Origin of the sequence: Moorena bouillonii PNG (genome assembly GCF_001942495.1) — a bacterium.
GTDB classification, from domain to species: Bacteria; Cyanobacteriota; Cyanobacteriia; order Cyanobacteriales; family Coleofasciculaceae; genus Moorena; species Moorena bouillonii.
In genome coordinates, this window is the sequence record NZ_MKZS01000001.1 from 1,556,489 (window position 1) to 1,573,738 (window position 17,250).

Annotated in this window: 16 protein-coding genes; 6 read left to right on the plus strand and 10 right to left on the minus strand. The window is 42.6% G+C overall.

What is annotated here, in order from left to right; translation table 11 throughout:
* Positions 1–113: 113 nt before the first annotated feature.
* The gene (locus tag BJP37_RS06360; protein WP_075897373.1) at positions 114–326 is read left to right on the plus strand and encodes a DUF2839 domain-containing protein; all 213 of its coding nucleotides are present in this window, start codon (positions 114–116) and stop codon (positions 324–326) included.
* Positions 327–651: 325 nt separating this feature from the next.
* Positions 652–999, plus strand: coding sequence for a DUF1815 family protein (locus BJP37_RS06365; RefSeq protein ID WP_070391648.1), 348 nt, complete (start codon positions 652–654; stop codon positions 997–999).
* A 246-nt stretch (positions 1,000–1,245) separates the two neighbouring features.
* On the opposite strand, the gene BJP37_RS06370 is transcribed toward BJP37_RS06365, so the two are convergent.
* A complete protein-coding gene (locus tag BJP37_RS06370) occupies positions 1,246–2,754 on the minus strand; it encodes a DASH family cryptochrome (protein WP_075905815.1) in 1,509 nt (502 codons plus the stop codon).
* 383 nt (positions 2,755–3,137) lie between these two features.
* Complete coding sequence (locus BJP37_RS06375) at positions 3,138–3,368, minus strand: hypothetical protein (protein ID WP_075897375.1); 231 nt, start codon at positions 3,366–3,368, stop codon at positions 3,138–3,140.
* Between the two features lie 259 nt (positions 3,369–3,627).
* Here BJP37_RS06375 and BJP37_RS34255 point away from each other — a divergent pair, with 259 nt between their 5' ends.
* From BJP37_RS34255 to BJP37_RS06395, 4 genes are all read left to right on the plus strand, one after another.
* Positions 3,628–3,792 (plus strand): ribbon-helix-helix protein, CopG family, encoded by a 165-nt coding sequence (locus BJP37_RS34255; protein ID WP_081431093.1) that lies wholly within the window; start codon positions 3,628–3,630, stop codon positions 3,790–3,792.
* A 507-nt stretch (positions 3,793–4,299) separates the two neighbouring features.
* Entirely contained in the window at positions 4,300–4,995 is a 696-nt protein-coding gene (locus tag BJP37_RS06380; protein ID WP_143727490.1) for a hypothetical protein, read from the plus strand.
* 112 nt (positions 4,996–5,107) lie between these two features.
* Entirely contained in the window at positions 5,108–5,935 is an 828-nt protein-coding gene (locus BJP37_RS06385; protein WP_075897379.1) for a hypothetical protein, read from the plus strand.
* Positions 5,936–7,649: 1,714 nt separating this feature from the next.
* Entirely contained in the window at positions 7,650–8,528 is an 879-nt protein-coding gene (locus BJP37_RS06395; RefSeq protein ID WP_075897383.1) for a hypothetical protein, read from the plus strand.
* A gap of 351 nt (positions 8,529–8,879) precedes the next feature.
* Here the strand turns inward: BJP37_RS06395 and BJP37_RS06400 are convergent, their stop codons facing one another.
* From BJP37_RS06400 to prfB, 8 genes are all read right to left on the minus strand, one after another.
* Positions 8,880–9,686 (minus strand): sulfite exporter TauE/SafE family protein, encoded by an 807-nt coding sequence (locus BJP37_RS06400; RefSeq protein ID WP_075897385.1) that lies wholly within the window; start codon positions 9,684–9,686, stop codon positions 8,880–8,882.
* A gap of 36 nt (positions 9,687–9,722) precedes the next feature.
* Complete coding sequence (locus tag BJP37_RS38655) at positions 9,723–9,875, minus strand: hypothetical protein (protein WP_158069456.1); 153 nt, start codon at positions 9,873–9,875, stop codon at positions 9,723–9,725.
* A 130-nt stretch (positions 9,876–10,005) separates the two neighbouring features.
* The gene (locus tag BJP37_RS06405; RefSeq protein ID WP_075897387.1) at positions 10,006–12,303 is read right to left on the minus strand and encodes a glycosyltransferase; all 2,298 of its coding nucleotides are present in this window, start codon (positions 12,301–12,303) and stop codon (positions 10,006–10,008) included.
* 589 nt (positions 12,304–12,892) lie between these two features.
* The gene (locus BJP37_RS06410; RefSeq protein ID WP_075897389.1) at positions 12,893–14,059 is read right to left on the minus strand and encodes an NAD(P)/FAD-dependent oxidoreductase; all 1,167 of its coding nucleotides are present in this window, start codon (positions 14,057–14,059) and stop codon (positions 12,893–12,895) included.
* A gap of 35 nt (positions 14,060–14,094) precedes the next feature.
* A complete protein-coding gene (locus BJP37_RS06415) occupies positions 14,095–14,610 on the minus strand; it encodes a diacylglycerol kinase (RefSeq protein ID WP_075897391.1) in 516 nt (171 codons plus the stop codon).
* Positions 14,611–14,708: 98 nt separating this feature from the next.
* Positions 14,709–15,236, minus strand: a complete 528-nt coding sequence (ybeY, locus tag BJP37_RS06420) for an rRNA maturation RNase YbeY (protein ID WP_075905817.1) — start codon at positions 15,234–15,236, stop codon at positions 14,709–14,711.
* Positions 15,237–15,419: 183 nt separating this feature from the next.
* Positions 15,420–15,635, minus strand: coding sequence for a DUF3285 domain-containing protein (locus BJP37_RS06425; RefSeq protein WP_198953971.1), 216 nt, complete (start codon positions 15,633–15,635; stop codon positions 15,420–15,422).
* A 297-nt stretch (positions 15,636–15,932) separates the two neighbouring features.
* Positions 15,933–17,043, minus strand: a protein-coding gene (prfB, locus tag BJP37_RS06430) for a peptide chain release factor 2 (protein WP_143727491.1) whose coding sequence is annotated in 2 segments (ribosomal slippage) — positions 15,933–16,970 and positions 16,972–17,043 — 1,110 coding nt in all. Because the reading frame shifts where the segments join, the coding sequence is not laid out codon by codon here.
* Positions 17,044–17,250: the final 207 nt, after the last annotated feature.

Consider the following 17,250-nt stretch of genomic DNA (forward strand, 5'->3'; position numbering starts at 1 on the left):
GGTTGCCAATGCTGATCATCCCCTAAAGTTAAGAAATTATACACCACCTCTGCTCACGCCCACCATTGTTCAATGCATAGGTTATTATTATCACTGAGTGATTAAAAACGATTATGGGTGAAGCAAAACGCCGTAAAGCAGCACTGGGAGAAGACTACGGGAAAGAAGCCAACATATTTCCATGGCTCCCGATAACTAAAAGTCAGGGTGAGCAGTTTGTTAAATGGACCACTAGGGGAGCTTGGGCTGGTATTGTGTTTATGATTGTCTTCTGGCTAACGGTGAGATTTATAGGACCTGGATTTGGTTGGTGGCAAGTAAATTAACATCGTGCGACTCCCTAATCACACGGAAGTATCGGTTGCACTTTGACCGGTAGTTAGGTTAGTTAAAGAATTCTGATAAACATATAGAAACTACTAATGTATATCCCTTGACTCATGAAAATTATGACAAGGGAGCCAATTTGCCTTGACCGACAGGTTGATTTTGGGATAGAACAAGGCAAGAGATTAAGGAAAAGATTTACAAAAGTCTATTTTTTAGAAAAAATCCCCCAATTCTATCCTGATTTATATTGAAACATGAAGATTAAATTTTTAAGAAAGAATAGAAGCTCTAAAATCTAGGAGTGGTGTTTGGAGAACAGACGTGTTTATACGACTTGCAGAGGAGCACCGTCAATTTGTCAGAGATTTAGTAATGAATCTCCAGGCGTTGGCAATTGTACTAGAAAACCAAGGCTATTTAGCCTCCTGCTACACCTGTGGTGGGCAGATGAATAGCGCATCGTTTATGGTTAGCTTGGGGGACAATCACCTGATTCGATTTTTGGTTTCAGATTACGGGATCACTTGGACTGAAATGCGCGATGACCGAGAACTGATGAAGTTGGAAGGTGCTGAAGCAATTGGTCAACTACAAGATCTCGCCAATCTGGTTAAATACCGAATTCGTCCTTCAGAATCTCACCCTGCCCTTAAGTTACCACTGTCGTGACCTGAGAACTGAGTAAGGCAAAACAGGAATCCAACCAGGATTGCTAAACACAGATATATAGCACAGTTTTATCCATATAATTCTGTCTATTTGTGTTTTGATCAACATCAACAGGGAAAGGTAAAAATTGATGGCTGGCTAATTCATGGCTGGCTAATTGAGTGTTGAACGTTAACTGTTGACTGTCAACACTCAACTGGAAATACTTCATCGAAAGGTAAAGCCCATAAAGTGCTTTAGCAACGGCTAAGACCGATGGCTAAGAGCAGCATTGTATACCTTCTCATTTTGCTTGACCGACTTCCACAAATCCACTACAGGCTGAGGATAGTCTACCCCTATTCTTAGCCCATAGCGCTTTTGGTCATCCGATGATAATGTCCAGGGTTCATGGACTTTCCTAGCAGGGACAGAAGTAAGTTCGGGTAGCCAATGTTTTACGTATTTTCCCTGGGGATCATAATCTTTGGATTGTTTCTGAATATTAAAATAGCGAAAACCACGAGCATCATTGCCTACCCCAGCTGTGTAGTTCCAGTTGCCCCAATTGCTACACACATCATAGTCAATCAACAGCGACTCAAACCACTCCGCTCCCATCTGCCAGTTTATCCCCAGATTCTTGGTCAGGAAACTGGCAACATTTTGTCTACCCCGATTGGAGATAAAGCCTGTGGCTTTTAATTCCCGCATATTGGCATCCACTAGGGGAAAACCAGTCATTCCCTCGGTCCACAGGTCAAATCTCTTCCAGTCCACCTTCCATGGTATGCTTACTCCCTGTAATCCAGATTGGCGAAACACTCGATTACCATGCTTGGCACAGATAAATCGGAAATAGTCGCGCCACAGTAACTCAAAGACTAACCAATAGGTAGAATCGTTTTTAACCCGTTGTGTTTCGTACTCCTGAACCTGTTGATAGATATAACGAGGTGATAGACAACCCAACGCTAGCCAGGGGGAGAATTTGGAGGAGTAATCTGCTCCCAACATGCCATTTCGGGTTTGTTTGTAACGCTTAAGACAGTCTTTTTGCCAGAAGTAGTGATCTAGTCTGGCTAGTCCAGCTGCTTCCCCACCTTTGAACTTTAACACTGCCCGTTGATCAGGGACTGGTGGCTCAAGTCCCAAGTCAGCTAACTGAGGCAGTTCACCAACATCTACCTTAGGTAACGGTGGTAGAGTTTTGGGAGTGGGGAAGGTGGGATAAACTGTGGAAGATTTCTCCAGCTGCTTGCGAAATTGGGTAAATACTTCGGGAATGTGGGGAATACCAAAGGGCAATTCATTGATGTGGAATAGGGTAGAGCCCCAAAACGACTTGACTTTCACGCCAATTTGAGAAAGCGCCTTTTTGAGGGCGGATTCGACAGCTAACTCTTCTGAGGTGACTTCCCCGTGATAGTAAACTGCCGAGATTCCTAGTTGTTTTGCTAAAGATGGGATAATCTGTTCCGGTAAACCCCGGCGCACCACTAAATTACTACCAAGATTACTACCAACGGATTTCCCGAGATCGGCAGGGTTAAGCGATCGCAAAGAATTCCGCAAGTCCGCTACACTTTCGAGCAAAAACTGAGCGCGAAATGCACCGGTTTTTGGGAAACCAAAGGAGGTAGTACCAAATTGTCGGTCATCAAAGCAGTACAGGGGGATAATTTGAGCTTTTTCCTGGACAGCTTGATAGAGTGGCTCATGGTCATGGATCCGTAAATCGTTGCGATACCAGATCAGGATAAGTTTTTGATTCACAGTGGCTGAGGTCGGTTCTGTTTGATTTCGCCAAAATCCACGAAAGCTCAAAAATGACATTAAGCCGTAGCCCTGATGTCATGTGGTTTGTGGTGCTTTTTGTAGTTGCAGATTTTTGTAGTCCGATTGGATGGCATCCCGCAACTGCTGTAGGTGTTCGCGCTTTAGTGAGCTTTTTCACTCTACCAGAGTAACCCTTGCTGAGCAATTTTTCTACTGTGTCTCGGCGTTCGAAAAACAGAATATAAGACCAGAACTAGATTTTGACAATCTATGATTCAGAAATGGCGATAAGTTTGGCAATTTTGCGCTTAGTTTTGGGAAACTTCTGAAGTAGTTTCATCGAGCCAAATCCAACAGTAATCAGATCTAACGATTGGGTTTTATTGATGATTTGGTTGAGATGAGTGCTGTGTCATAGCGATAGCTGGGACAATGTCATCTAGTGTGATGTCGAACATAAGGGTGAAGCGAGCATCTGGTATTAAGCAGCGCAGTGCTTGCAGATGGGCTTCTGCTTGATTGCGGCGGCGAAAGCGAGCGACAACGATTCGCTGGCATTTAGGCAGATGGCGGATGATGCGCCAAGGAAATAGTTCATCTTTATAGCTCATTGATGCACTCCTATTAATTGCTTGTTGTATTTTAGAAAAAGTTTTGTAGTCCCATCTTCATCGAATAGACTGATAGGCTACTTACAGACTTAATTCCACAGACTTAATTCCAATACATGGTGTAATTATGTTAATTAAGTTATCAAGTGTCTATACTTAAAATAAGCTTCTGATATAACTTGGGTGTGTAGGCGATTAGCCCAAGGAATGAGAAGCATACAGATAACACAAGGAGAATAGAAAATCCTAGTCAACAAACATGCTAACGCCGAGCAGCATTAAGAAACTAGACAAATTGGCCAAAAGCTTGAAGAGCAGTCGCAGCGAGTTGGTAGAGCAGTTTGCTAGAAGTCAAGATGATCCTAGTCTGGTTGCCCAGACACAAATGCTGGAGGAGCGACAATCGCGGGAATTTAATTCTTAATGGTAAGAGCCCACCTAGGGTATTTTTGACTGAGAGATCCAATCAGGTTGGAATCCCACGGCAGAAGCGGAAGTAGACATTAAGGAGCTCGAACTGCTATTAGAGGAGTTGCACAAACGACAAACATGCTAATTTTGCCAACAATCCGGAAGTCTGCGGTGACCTTAGAAGATCATTAGTGAGATGTATCTAACGCGATCGCATACCCTTTCCATCGTATATCGCTCCAGGTTGGCAAAAGATGCCTTAGGTGATCCTGTAGGCATGAACGCTCAACTAAAAAGTGCTAGCCCACAGCATATTTTAAGTCATTTCATGGTACAGTTTCGCATGAATAAACTCTTCCGATGTCTTGGTGCGCGTTCCCATGGCGAGGGCATCTCGCCGGGGTCGCACCGCTACCTAGGAATTATTGTCACTCTTATCTTAAATAGTATCGGGCTACAATCCTGTACCCCTAAAATTACTCCCTGTCTCATTCAAACTGAAGAAGCTCGAAGTATAAGTGTGCAGTCTAATGAACCTATCTATAACGAAATTTTTGGCAATCAAGAATGCTCACCTCAAAAGCTTGTCTTGAGAGTTCCTGTCAACTCAAAACCAGAAATTAAAGATAGCTATAGTTTACTAGATCAGAGATATACTCCCAATATTATAACATTATTGACATTTTCTCATCAAGCTAAAAGTTTTTATATCAGACGCATTGATAACTATAAAGAGGGATGGGTTTATAAAAAAGCTAGTTGCTTAGCTTGGAAATGGTCTCGGGAAGATGAGCAACAAGTTTTAAATTTAAGTCTGGAAAGAAATCTCCAAATTCGTGATCCTAAAATTAAAAGTGTTATTTTAATCGTTTCGTTACCCTTTGAAATCAAAGATGCTCAACCCAATGTTAACCTTAACGTTTACACCTGGGACTTATTTGAAGGAATTTATTATTTTAAGCTCAAAAATTATCCAAATTTAAAAGAAATTTTAAGACAAAAGGATAGGAGAAACCTTCAAGCAAGTAAGGCATTTCGGGATGGTAAAACTGTTGACCATAAAATTCAACAAGAATTAAACCAGATAGATGATATAGGTGGGATTAATCTTGATAATTACTTTGAGTCAATACTGAATGAGGAATACCTCGAAAAATATACTCCTAGTTCAGAAGATACCTATTGCAAAATACCGGATGATTTCAAAAAAATATAACGTTTTACACTAATATAATTTTGGAGATTTGCAGGAAAAATTAGAGGTTAAACCAAAGGTATAGGCTCCAAATGCTTAATTGCAAAAGAGTAAACTAAAAATGTGATCAGATATGACTGAATTTGACCCAGCAGCTACCAAGTCTGAAAACTATATCGAAAAGCCGAAAGAGCGTGAAAAGCTTGAAGATTGGTATAGCCGAGAAAAAAGACTTCAAGTCCTAATAATTTTGATATTTTCAGCACTGTTAATCATTTCTAGTTTTGGACAGTTTGCTCTATTAGATTACTCCTTTGGGGAAAGACTTGCTCTGTCCAAGGGTGATCAAATATTTGGGATTGAGACTAAAAATTTACTCAGTTTATTGGTAACAGGTGCTTTACCCATAACCTCTATAGTAGATGAGTCTGGAATTCTTAGCAAAAAAATTAAGATCCCTTTACCATTAACTAATGGATTATCTATAATTTGGCTGCTACTATTAGGAGATATATTTTTGAATTTCCAAGCCGTATTAGTCAGCAACGAAGCAGGATCAGTAGATCAGTTAATACCCGTTATTGCTTTTGTTGTAGCCATAATTTTTTCCATAGCTTCCTTTTGTCTAAGTAGAGGCATAGTAGCCGCTAGCAAAAAATTCATGGCCGCCAGAAAAAATATTCAAATCCTAATGGTATATGGGATTAACCCTATCCCCTTGTATAACAATACTAAACAACTTAAGTTAAGAAAAGAGGTTCAAGCAGCAATAACAGATCCTGAACAGGAACGAAAAATAGTTGTGGAAGAAATCAATCAAAATAAAGAAGCTTTAGAATTGGTAATAAAACTTGAAAAAAATAAATCTCAGCAGCCAAAAATAGACGCAAATAAAAAAAATACTATCAAGTCAATCTACCAATTATTTAAACAAATACTAAAGCGTTCATCTAAAAAATAAATAAAACTATTTTTAAATCTATTGGCTACTATAAAAACAACGTTAATTAACAAAAAGAAAAAAAAAATACTTTTAAAGTATTTATAAATACTTTTGATTTTATATAAATGTAATCCATGTTTTTTTATGCGTAAATTTTGGAAAATTAGCATTTATTGGAGCGGTTATATTTTTAGAATAAGGGTTGTTTGAGGAAACCCAGTGTGTTAACTGATAGCTGAACCCTTTGGGTAATTTAAAATTAAAAATTCAAACTTCAAAATAAATAAAATTATAAATTTTGAATTAATTAATTCTGGGTACAAGCCCCCAATGAATTTTATTCATTGGTCTTCAATCAGTGGCGGAAGCCCCTACTGATTGTCATTTTGAATTAATAATTTTGAATTTTGAATTGGAGCGCGTTAAGCAGCGTGACCTGCAGTAAGCGCGACTTGACGAGTAATATTTTATCAATTTTAATCAGTTTGCTTATCCAAATAGGTAGGGAAAGTTTAGATAAGTTAGTGGTTTACAATCTAATCCATTCTTGGGATTGGTCAATAGTAATTGTTAGTTCTTAATCTGGTTGTAATTGTTAGGGATGAACAATAGCAGTTTTTTGATAAACCGCTTGCGACCCATAGACGTGAAGCGCGGATCCCGTGCGCAGTAGCATGCGAAAGCGAAGGGGGTTATATGCTCTGTTAGGAACTTCGGATGGGGGAGCCAGAGGAAGAGCCGATTCTGATACCCTTTCTTGAAAAGAGATGCCACATCGGATTGTTGGGTGATTGGCTCAGCGGTTTTCGGTCATCCTACGACCATTACTGATTACCCATTACAAAAAGGGAGGAAAAAAAAGTCTATACTCTAGGATTTGAGCAACCATAGATTCTATATTTAGGAAAATTTGGCAATAAGCTGCCAGAGGAGGTGAAACAAAAGGCGATGGAGACTAAACAGGTAATTGTTGATCACACAATTCAATTAACACCAGGGAAAATGGCACACTGCTTAAGGTCAAACCTAGACTAGATATGGAATAGTCTATCACTAGACACCGAGCGCGCATTTAGCTTATCGACCATGACTTTCTACTTAGAGAAAATGACTTGGTCTCGACAGATGTGAGTAGCCGCGATGGAGTTTTGTGAGCATTGGGTCAAAGAGCCAATCAGAATCGATGCCATCAGCTGCCGTTTTTCCAGAGGAATCTGGCGGGAGTTCCCTATTGTAAAGCTTGCAGTTATTGTGTGAGGATGTTAGATCAAATTGGAGTCAAAGGTATTACTCCTCCTCCCGTTGCTATGGCAGTTATGTGAAGTACCTACAACCAAATCGAAGATTATGGTTGAGGCTTCCAGTTTCATCCGCCATCGCCTTCTGCGCAGAATCCCCCGTGCTTGACGCTGCCCGAGAGTTAAAAAAGAACACACAAGCAGTGTTAATTCGCTTCCTTTCACTTATCAGGAAGCCATTGCTAATCTTTAAGGAGTAAATTATATAAACAATCATGCCCAGTAAAGAAGTTTTTGTTCGAGAATACAAAGTAAGAGCCCACAGGCGTACTATCCATACACGGGTTTACAAGTTCATTTGCCACTACTGCAATTCGCCTGCAGAGAGGGAGACTTATGCTACCTGTTGTCCCAAGTATGGAAATTGCTGCAAAGGAGTAGCCAGAAAGTGTCTTCGCTATCAACACGCTAACGAATCTGGGGGAAGAAAGTAGATGTCTTATGTTCCATCACAGCCATCGCTACCATCGCAAAGTCAAAACATGCTAGCAGATTTGGTTGATTACTACCGACAAATGGTGGAGTATCATGAACAAGCTGCCACAGTTGCAAGAGAACAGCTTAACCATGCTAAAGCTTTGCTAAATACCAATGCATTAGCTCTACCAGAAAACAATTCCAACAAGTTCCTGCCTCCTGGAAATCGCAACCACAACCAGCAGGAAAAATACTACCTCACCACGCCAGTAGCTGAATTGCCCGCAGACTTCTCCACTGAAACTGAATTAGAGGAGTCACCATTAGCACTCAAACAACAACTCGATTACCAGGAGCAGAGGATTACAGAAGCCATTGACCGACTCCTGGAAAGTCACAGGGGTACGATCCTCCACGTTGATTACCTGATCAGGGAGCTGTTTGGAGAGCTGGACAAAGATGATATTGCCTCGAAAACTTCTCTGGTCAAATCCATCTTGTTGAAAGGAGAGAGCCAGGGGTTATGGCACTCTGTCCCTGACTCTCCAGGTTGCTACACCTTTTCTCTTCAAGATTTGCCCGATTTAGTTTCTACCAATAAACCTCAGAGAAAGCCTGCCAAGAGCAAAGCTCGTCGGCCTTCTCCGCTACCTAAGTTAGAGCAATTAAAGTATATGACGTTATATGAGCTAGTGGCTTCTGTTTTAAGAGAACACTATCCACAGATCATGAGTGCTGCAGATGTTTTGGACGTGCTTTATCCTAAAGGTTTGGATCCAAAGAAGAAAAATGTAGCCCGTAAATCCATTAGTAACACCTTAACTAAAGGATGTGAATCTAAAGGCTGGAAACGAGTCCAGCCGGGGCGATATATTTGGGCTGGCGGTTTCACCTAGAGCTGAGTTCCTACACAAACGTTCTTGGTTATTGACAAACCATAACAAGACTTACCCAGTGACTTTATCTGTAGGGTGCGTTAATAACGCACCCTACTACTACATAAGCGCATTTAATGCCCAGTTTTGCGTAAGTCCTGCTCTTGCGAAATTGATATGTATTTATAGCAGTCGCCAGGGCAGGCGCGGAGATGACAAAAGTCTCAAACCTAAGTAAGCGCAAGAGTTTGACTTCTGACTTCTGACTTCTGACTTCTGACTTCTGACTTCTGACTTCTGACTTCTGTTCCCTGTTAGCGGTTTCCTATTCCCGACAACTGCGGCGAAGTCTAATCAAGTAGATAAAGACTCTCAACCACCGTAACTCTGCCATGCCTGCCAAAACATATAAATTGATAGGGAAAACAACAGCGTGCGAAATCCATTGCTCACCACTTGGTCTGGTAACTTTGGCAAAAAGCGAGTACTAATTTGCGCTCCCAAAAAGCCTCCTATACCCAGCAGCAGTCCCTCAATCCATAAGACATTTCCCTGTAAGGCATGTCCTGCAGAGGCTGAAACTGCTGTAATGACGATTACCCCTAGACTTGTCTGAATCGCAGTTTTAATCGGTTCTCCTAGGAGCAACATTTGGAGTGGAACCATAATTGTTCCCCCACCAATACCAAATAGACCAGCTAATAAGCCAGCCAAAGCACCTGTCGCTATCCTGGCTACAGTAGCTTTGGTGGAAGAGTTTGAAGAACCTGTGTTGTTTAGTGCTCTTTGAGATTCCTGTTCCGCTTTAGACTTAAGCTGTTTACGTAGTTGGATCAAATATATCGTAACCAGTAGCAGTATCCCAAAAGCTACCAGTAACAAGTAAGGAGGGAAGAGGTCAGCTAGATAGGCACCAATTTGTGCTGTGATTAGAGCTGGAAATCCAATGCCAATTACACTTTTTAGATCAAAGTAGCCCATCCGCCAGTTTTGCAGCGTACCAGAGGTAGCTGTAATCACAATCGACAGACTACTGGTAGCCGCCGCTTGAACTGGTTGATATCCTAATGCCACTAACAAGGGGACGAGCACTACACCGCCACCAATGCCAAGAAATCCGGCAAGAATACCTGCTAATAAACCGGAACCAGCAAAAATCAATAAATCGGTAGGAGTCATCCCTTTAGATCGCCTTTGGCTCAATCCACTTTTTTGCTAGCATAGCCGCTCTTGAGTCATTGTTGAATTAGCGATCGCGAAGGGTGGCCATAGGTCAATCGCGTTCGCGCAGCGTCGGCCGTAGGCGAAAGCGTGGCCATAGGCCAATCGCGTTCGTGCAGCGTCGGCCGTAGGCGAAAGCGTGACCAAAGGTCAATCGCTTTTAGCGTGGCCATAGGCCAATCGGGAAGCGTGACCAAAGGTCAATCGCAAAAGCGCGGAAGCGAAGCGTGACTAGCGTTTGGCCGTAGGCCAAGGTCAATCGCATTTTGCTGGCAATCTAGTTCTGGATTAGTTCATTGGGTATCGCTACTTTGATCACAACGGCTTCACCTTCGGCTTCCCAATGAGCGCTAGCCTCCACCTGGGAGTTTAGTTCTGGATTCATTGGTATTGCCACCTTGATCGCCACTTCTTCACCGACTGTTTGAGCAACACTAGGAGGTTTTACCCTAGGCTGAGCTACTAGTGAAATAGGTTTGAGCAGGGTTTGGGAGCTATTGTCCTCTTGGAAATCAGCAACAGTTGCCATCGCCTGTGGTGCTGGTGCTACCACAGGCATTTCACCATTGAGTTTGGTAAGGTTAGAGCTTGGTAGCTCAGTGGAGCTAATTGTGCTGGGGTTTGGATTACGGTTAAACACAAATCTGGGCTGCAGGAAACTTTTTAATAAAAGCCACAGCATGCTGAATTCTCCAGGCGTATCACAAGGTTTCCACTGACCCACACCACAAAACAGCATTTCAATTAAACACCGTGTCTGGGGTAAACTCATCTGCTGATTAAATCCTATTTGGAGAGTGGGGTTTTCACTCGTGATGTCTGTGTGAGTAATCTTTCCTGGTAGTCGTAAGTTCTCTCCCATTATTTTCAGACTTACTTTGATATTGTCTTTAAGGGAGATAGATAGCTTCTCAGTCAGCTTGATTTGAGCACCTACTTGGGAAATCCACTTAGTGATGCCCCAATAGGTTTGACCTCCTATATTTATTCGCACCACTTTACGTAAGTCAAACCATTCGTCAGTATTGGGATTAGGAGAATCCAGAAGGATTAGTAAGGCGATACTCAGCACCAGAAGATTGTAGCCACTCCAAATCCAAGCTAAGCTGATGCTTTGGGTAAGTTGGGCTGTTTCTAGGGATGGCAAACTGCTGGCTGGTATCAATAATTCGGTCAGATTAAACCCAAAACTAATTGCTGTAGCAATGAATACAATAATCAGCGGCGATGCTAACTGCCAGTTGTAATTAAAACTTTCCCGAGATATTCCTTTCGGGGTTACTTTAAATCCTTTCGAGAAAGGATTCAGCATTGTCTGCAACACCGTTAATCCAATCGGAAAACATGACACTACTGAATAAATATCTGACATGAAAGCGGAGCGAGAGCGGCAGTTTATCCACGAGAATACAGAAAACTGTAGCAAATAGAAAGGAACTAAGAAACACAATACTTCAGTAGCTGTTGCTTTAAAGGGAATAATCCCGAAAAATGTATACGCTATGGGAACAATTAGAAAATAAATTCGTGACCAGCTAGTAAACCAATAAAGCAACCCATCTAAATGAACTAGTCTTTGGAGATTAGTAAGTCCAGGAATTCTTAATGGATTTGCCTCTAGAAAAAGTCCCTGTAAGGTACCTTGTGCCCATCTTAGCCGCTGAGATACATGACTTGCTATATTCTCTGCTGCCAAGCCAGCACTTAATTTTTCATCAAGATAAATTAACTTATAGCCAAGAGCCGATAAACAAACACCAGTATAGTAATCTTCAGCGATGGAATCGGTAAAAAAGCCACCAATACTTAAGATTGCGCTGCGCCTGACCACAAAAGACGTGCCACAACACACAATACTATTTGTGGTATCCCGAATTGGTTGAATGTGTCGATAAAATAATTCTTCTTCTGCGGTCAGAATTTTTTCTAAACCTAAATTATAGGCAACCGGATCGGGATTATAGTAGCTTTGGGGAGTCTGAACTAGAGCGACTTCCTTATCCTTAAAGAAACCCACAGTCCGCTTGAGGAAGTTCCTAGTAGGAATAAAATCAGCATCAAATACAGCAATTAAATCCCCAGAGGTTTGAGGAAGGGCATTGTTTAAATTACCTGCTTTAGCATTAAGATTATTTGGTCGCGTAATATACTCGCACCCTAGCTCAGCTGCAAGTTTTTTCATCTCAGGACGTCTAGTATCATCCAGAAGATAGATCGTTTTTCTTGTATACTCTAAAGCTTGACAACCAATAATTGTTCGTCTTAGTATAGAGGGATGTTCATTATAGCTAGGAATCAGGATGTCAACAGAAGGGGTAAAACGACCACTAATAACCGATAATTCACCCCAATCAGCTTCCCGACTTCTATCTTTTATCTGGGACAAGAAAAACAGCTGAATGGTGCTACCAGCTAGCCTCAGTATTTCCGCTAGTAATAACCCCAAGCTAAAGACGCCATTGACCATGGTATCCAGATTGAGGGTAAACAGCGATCGCCACAGCACATACTGAAGAGTAAGCAGTAGCAAAATCCCTACCACCACAAGCTGCCACTTAGAGCGAGTTTTTGTCATAATCCCTTAACTGTAATTCCAGTATTGTCATTAGTTCTTGGCAGAAGACCCCTATTACAGCCGATTGGGTTGAGGGGAGGGGATTGCCATCACCTGTAGGTTCATAACTAGTTTAGGCTCATAACTCGCTTGTTAGCACGAGCTAATTACTTAGCTTCCCTCACCAGCTAAGGGGTAGACCGTCGCTTCCACGTTGAGTCAGACACCGACAGCCATTGTTTATCTTAATGAACATTTAACTTGCTGATTGTTGACTGTTGAGCTTTAACCCAAGACAAGTAAACAGTACTATGGTGTCAACAAAATATCCGTTGCTTAAATTATTATGCAGATCAAATGTGTATCTGCCTGTGAGCATTAACCCAACTTGGTGGTCAGTCTAATACTTCTTTGACCCTAGCTCTGTTCCAGAACTTGGACAGATTCGCCCTGACGATCACGCTTGAGCGATTATGGAGCCACTGTACTGGCACACTGCACTGGCACACTGCACTGGCACACTGTACTGGTAATTTGACTGAGACTATGGCTCGGTCACCAACAGACTCTTAATAAGGTTTAACCTAGCTTAACTTAACATAATACTTTGTTAATTGGGGGGGGAAAGTTTGGCGATGATTTCATCCTCTTGTCCTTGAACCCAATTAGCAAAGCGCTTGGCTAGGGGTGGCACACATACTAGCGGGTTAGTAAAACCAGAAAATATATAAACTCCTTCCACACCACTTACGGAACCCACCACTGGCAGACTAGTGTTGCTGAATGCTACTAAACAATGATGCCAGGTTCCTGGTAATTTCTCAAGAGCTGGTAGAATTTTACCCACTTGGGTACGAATTTCCCCTTCCCCTTTCTCTGGCGCTATAGTGGCGTAGGGGTCTGTCAGTACACGGCTCAGCTGACCCATCCGTAAACTGCCATCTAAAAACTGCACTGCACCTGCATCAAGAATGGGTCGTATTACCTCATGACCAGGCTCATCCCACAAGTGTTCAACTGACTTAGTACTGGCTTGCTGTTCCAGTTGAAACCTTTTTGTATCTGCTGGAATAACCATTGTCTGCAGGTTGATGTCAACTCTGGGAGTTTCAATCATCTGCTCATGGGTGAAATACAAGTAGACAGGAATTCCGGAAGCTTTCAGTAAGGTGCGACTGAGTCCACCAGCACAGACAACCGTGTTAGCCGTGTGGTAGGTGGCGGCTACTGTTTTGACTGCCTTTATAGCATCTGAACTCCTTACCAGTTCCACCACACGACCAATTTGGATTTCCCCCCCACAACGGCGGAAAGCGTTCAGGTAACCTTGGGTAGTCTTTCCTGGATGGATATGCCCGTGACGGACAGTAAACGCTCCTGCGATCGCATTTTGATTGAGTAGGGGTTCGATGGCACAAGCGTCCTCTACACTCACCCAAGTTGGGGGAGTAGCAAAACGGGCATAATCTGCTGCCAATTGCTCAGAGTCATCCTTAAGGTCAATGGTCAGCAATAAGTCTAATTCCCGGAACTGGGTATCTGTTTCTAATTGCTCAGATAAACTTTGATAAATTTCTCTAGCTTCCTGACATAGCACTCGAGTTAACCTTGATGTTCCTGACCAATAGGCAAGACCACCATAGCTATAGCGAGTTGCTCCCTCTAGGGTAGGATGTTGCTCCAAAATCAGAACACTCAAACCCTGGCGACACAATTCGTACCCAAGTGCTGCTCCAGTAATGCCACCACCAACGACAATCCAGTCATATACTTTCATCGTATAGTCGCATATTGTATAGTCTAATTGGGTGTTTAGCCCAAAACTGACTCAATTCTACTGATTAGGGGTGGCAGTAGCAGGGAACCGGCTACAAAAATAGCAGTTATCGCTGAGATCAGCACTGCACCAGCCGCACAATCTTTAGCAATTTTAGCAAGTTCATGGTACGTCTGTTTAACAGTTAGATCTACGACTGATTCAATAGCTGTATTTAACATCTCCATAGCCATGACTAGCCCAGTGGTTAGTCCAATCACAGCCAGTTCTACCAGGGGTATTTGTAAAAAAATGCCCAAGGTAATGGCTATAATGCCAATGACTGTATGGATCCGGAAGTTACGTTGGGAGAGAAAGGCATAGCGAACCCCAGCCCAGGCATATTTGAAGCTAATCATTAATGTCGGAGCAATTCGCCAAGCCAAATCTCGGTTAGGTTTGACTTTGGAGTCAGAGTATTGGGGTACTGGTATAGATAGCTCTTGAGTCATTGGCAAGGTATTAGACACGAGAAACTGAGTTTGATAAGATTCGGCCTTTGGTAACACCATTTATGGGTTCAGGGATAGGTCTTGGGTATACCTTAATCTTTCCCATATGGGGTAGGAGGATTAACCTTTAGGGATATACTGAAAAGCACAGCAGACTTCTAGGAATCATTTGAAAGACCTACCCTCTGAAGTAGAGTCTCCTGCTGATCCAGCATTCTCACTAGACTTTCCTCATCCGGATGATCCCATCCTAGAAGGTGAAGTAAACCATGGGTTGCCAGCCAGGCTAGTTCCGTGGATAGAGAATGCCCCTGCTGTTTAGCCTGTTGAACAGCAGTATCTACCGAAATCACGATATCACCCAAGTATATAGGCACCGATAATTGCTTTTGGGGTGATAACTTAGGAGAGTTTACCTCTAAAGCTGCAAAAGCAAGTACATCTGTAGGCTGATTTTTTTTTCGGTACTGGGAATTAAGTGCCTGAATTTCACTATTGTCGGTAAGGCGAAGACTCAATTCGTAGCTCTTCGCCTCCGGTAAATTCAGTTCAAGGGCAACTAGCCATTGGTCAAACCAGCTTTCCCAAGTGTGGAGGGAAATTGGGCCGCCTGATTGGTTAGTAATGGTTTCAGCGGAATGGGAGCGATTATAGAAACAATCTTGTACACTCAATTCAAACTTCACACTCAGGGTCTCCAAAAGGCTTGGCTACCAGTAGGGTAACCTACTGGGATTACCTAGCCGATTGGCTAGGTCTGGTCTTGCTTAACCCTGGTTCTAGGACTATGCTTACTGTTCCCTTACCTTTGCTATCTCTTTTGAGATAGGGGTCACCAGTAAGTTAAACTGACTTAACAAACTCTTTAGCTAACGAGTTAGGTAGGCAAGACCCACCATTAAGGCCAATAAACCAGAAACTGTGAGGAAAAAGTGCCTCAGGGATTTACCTCCCTTACGCACCATATTGCGCATGGCCAACTTGGTGTAACTAGGCTTGGGTTCACTTGAACCGCTATCGGCTGGGGCTGTAGTTGTATCCAGACCTTGTTCTGGCTGTTGGGTTTGTGAAGGTGGGTTGCTCATCGAACACAAGTACTCTATGTAATAATTGATTGTCTGATTTTAATCTAACAGCAGACTTAACAATTTTTACCAGGATTTACTCAGAAACTCTAGCTGTAGCCTGCTTTATCAATGCACCCTAAACCTAGCGATGCAGCGCCGACCTGCGGGGGTTTCCCCCATGAGCGACTGCATCAAGACAAGGCGAGTTTGTTGCTAAATTTTGCCTAATTCCTGCTTACTTGAAACTTGACCACTGACTATTTATCAGTAATAATCAACCAACTTTGAGAATCACTAATGATTGGTCATTAGTGATTAGTTCGTTAACTGATTTTCTTGACGCAGATACGCTTCAATGAATAAGTCAATATTACCATCAACGACATCATTAACTGCTGTGGTTTCGAGACTAGTGCGTAGATCTTTCACCATCTGGTAAGGATGAAAGACATAATTTCTAATTTGGTTTCCCCAAGCGGCTTCCACCATGTCCCCTCGAATTTCGGCAATTTCTTGAGCTCGTTGCTCCTCAGCAATCACCAGTAGCTTAGCTTTCAGCAGTACTAAGGCTTTTTCTTTGTTTTGCAATTGAGAACGCTCCTGAGTACAGCGCACAGCCAGGCCGGTAGGAATATGGACAATCCGCACGGCAGTTTCTACCTTATTGACGTTTTGTCCTCCCTTACCACCAGCACGGGAGGTGGTAATTTCTAAATCCTTCTCGGGGATTTCCAGCTCAACGGTATTATCCACCGCAGGCATCACTTCTACTCCAGCAAAACTAGTCTGTCGCTTACCGTTAGCATTAAACGGGGAAATTCTAACCAGTCGATGAGTACCTTTCTCCGCTTTTAGGTAACCATAGGCGCGGAGTCCGTCTATTTCCAGAGTGGCAGACTTAATCCCAGCTTCATCCCCTGGGGAAATTTCCGCTAGGTGGGCTTTATAACCATGGTTCTCTGCCCAACGGGTGTACATGCGCAGTAATATGTCAGCCCAATCTTGGGCATCGGTTCCACCAGCCCCTGCATTGATGGTGAGCACAGCACCTAATGCGTCGTAGGTACCAGATAACAGCTGTTCCAACTCCCAGCGATCCAGTTCTTTATTCAGCTGAGTCAAGTTGGTTTGAGCTTCTGCAAGCAGTGCCTCATCGGTTTCTAGTTCTAGCAACTCCAAGATCGCTTTAGTGTCTTCCAAACTTGATTGCCACTGTTGATACCGTTGGAGGTTAGATTTTAGGTCGTTGAGTTGTTGAAGGGTCTGTTGAGCAGACTTTTGATCATCCCAAAAATCCGGTTGAGCTGCCAGCTGCTCTAAATCTTCAATTTTGGCATTCAGAGCAGCAATGTCAAAGATAGTCCTGGGTTTTACCCAGGCGCTCCGACAAGATTTCGACTGCCCGTTTCTGCTCTACGGTTTCCATAACGTTTCCATCCTTTACCAAAAATTTTGGGTAATCGCGCCCCGTCCTTCGTTCGACGGCTTTTTTTTGTTCGCAACTGAAGGCTCCAAAGGAGCATCTATGTATTGACAGTTTTCTTGCACCGTGTTATTATCAAATCATAACAAAAAAATAATTAATGTTCTAGATAAACATGATCTTGAATAAGTAGACAGTGTAAAAAACATG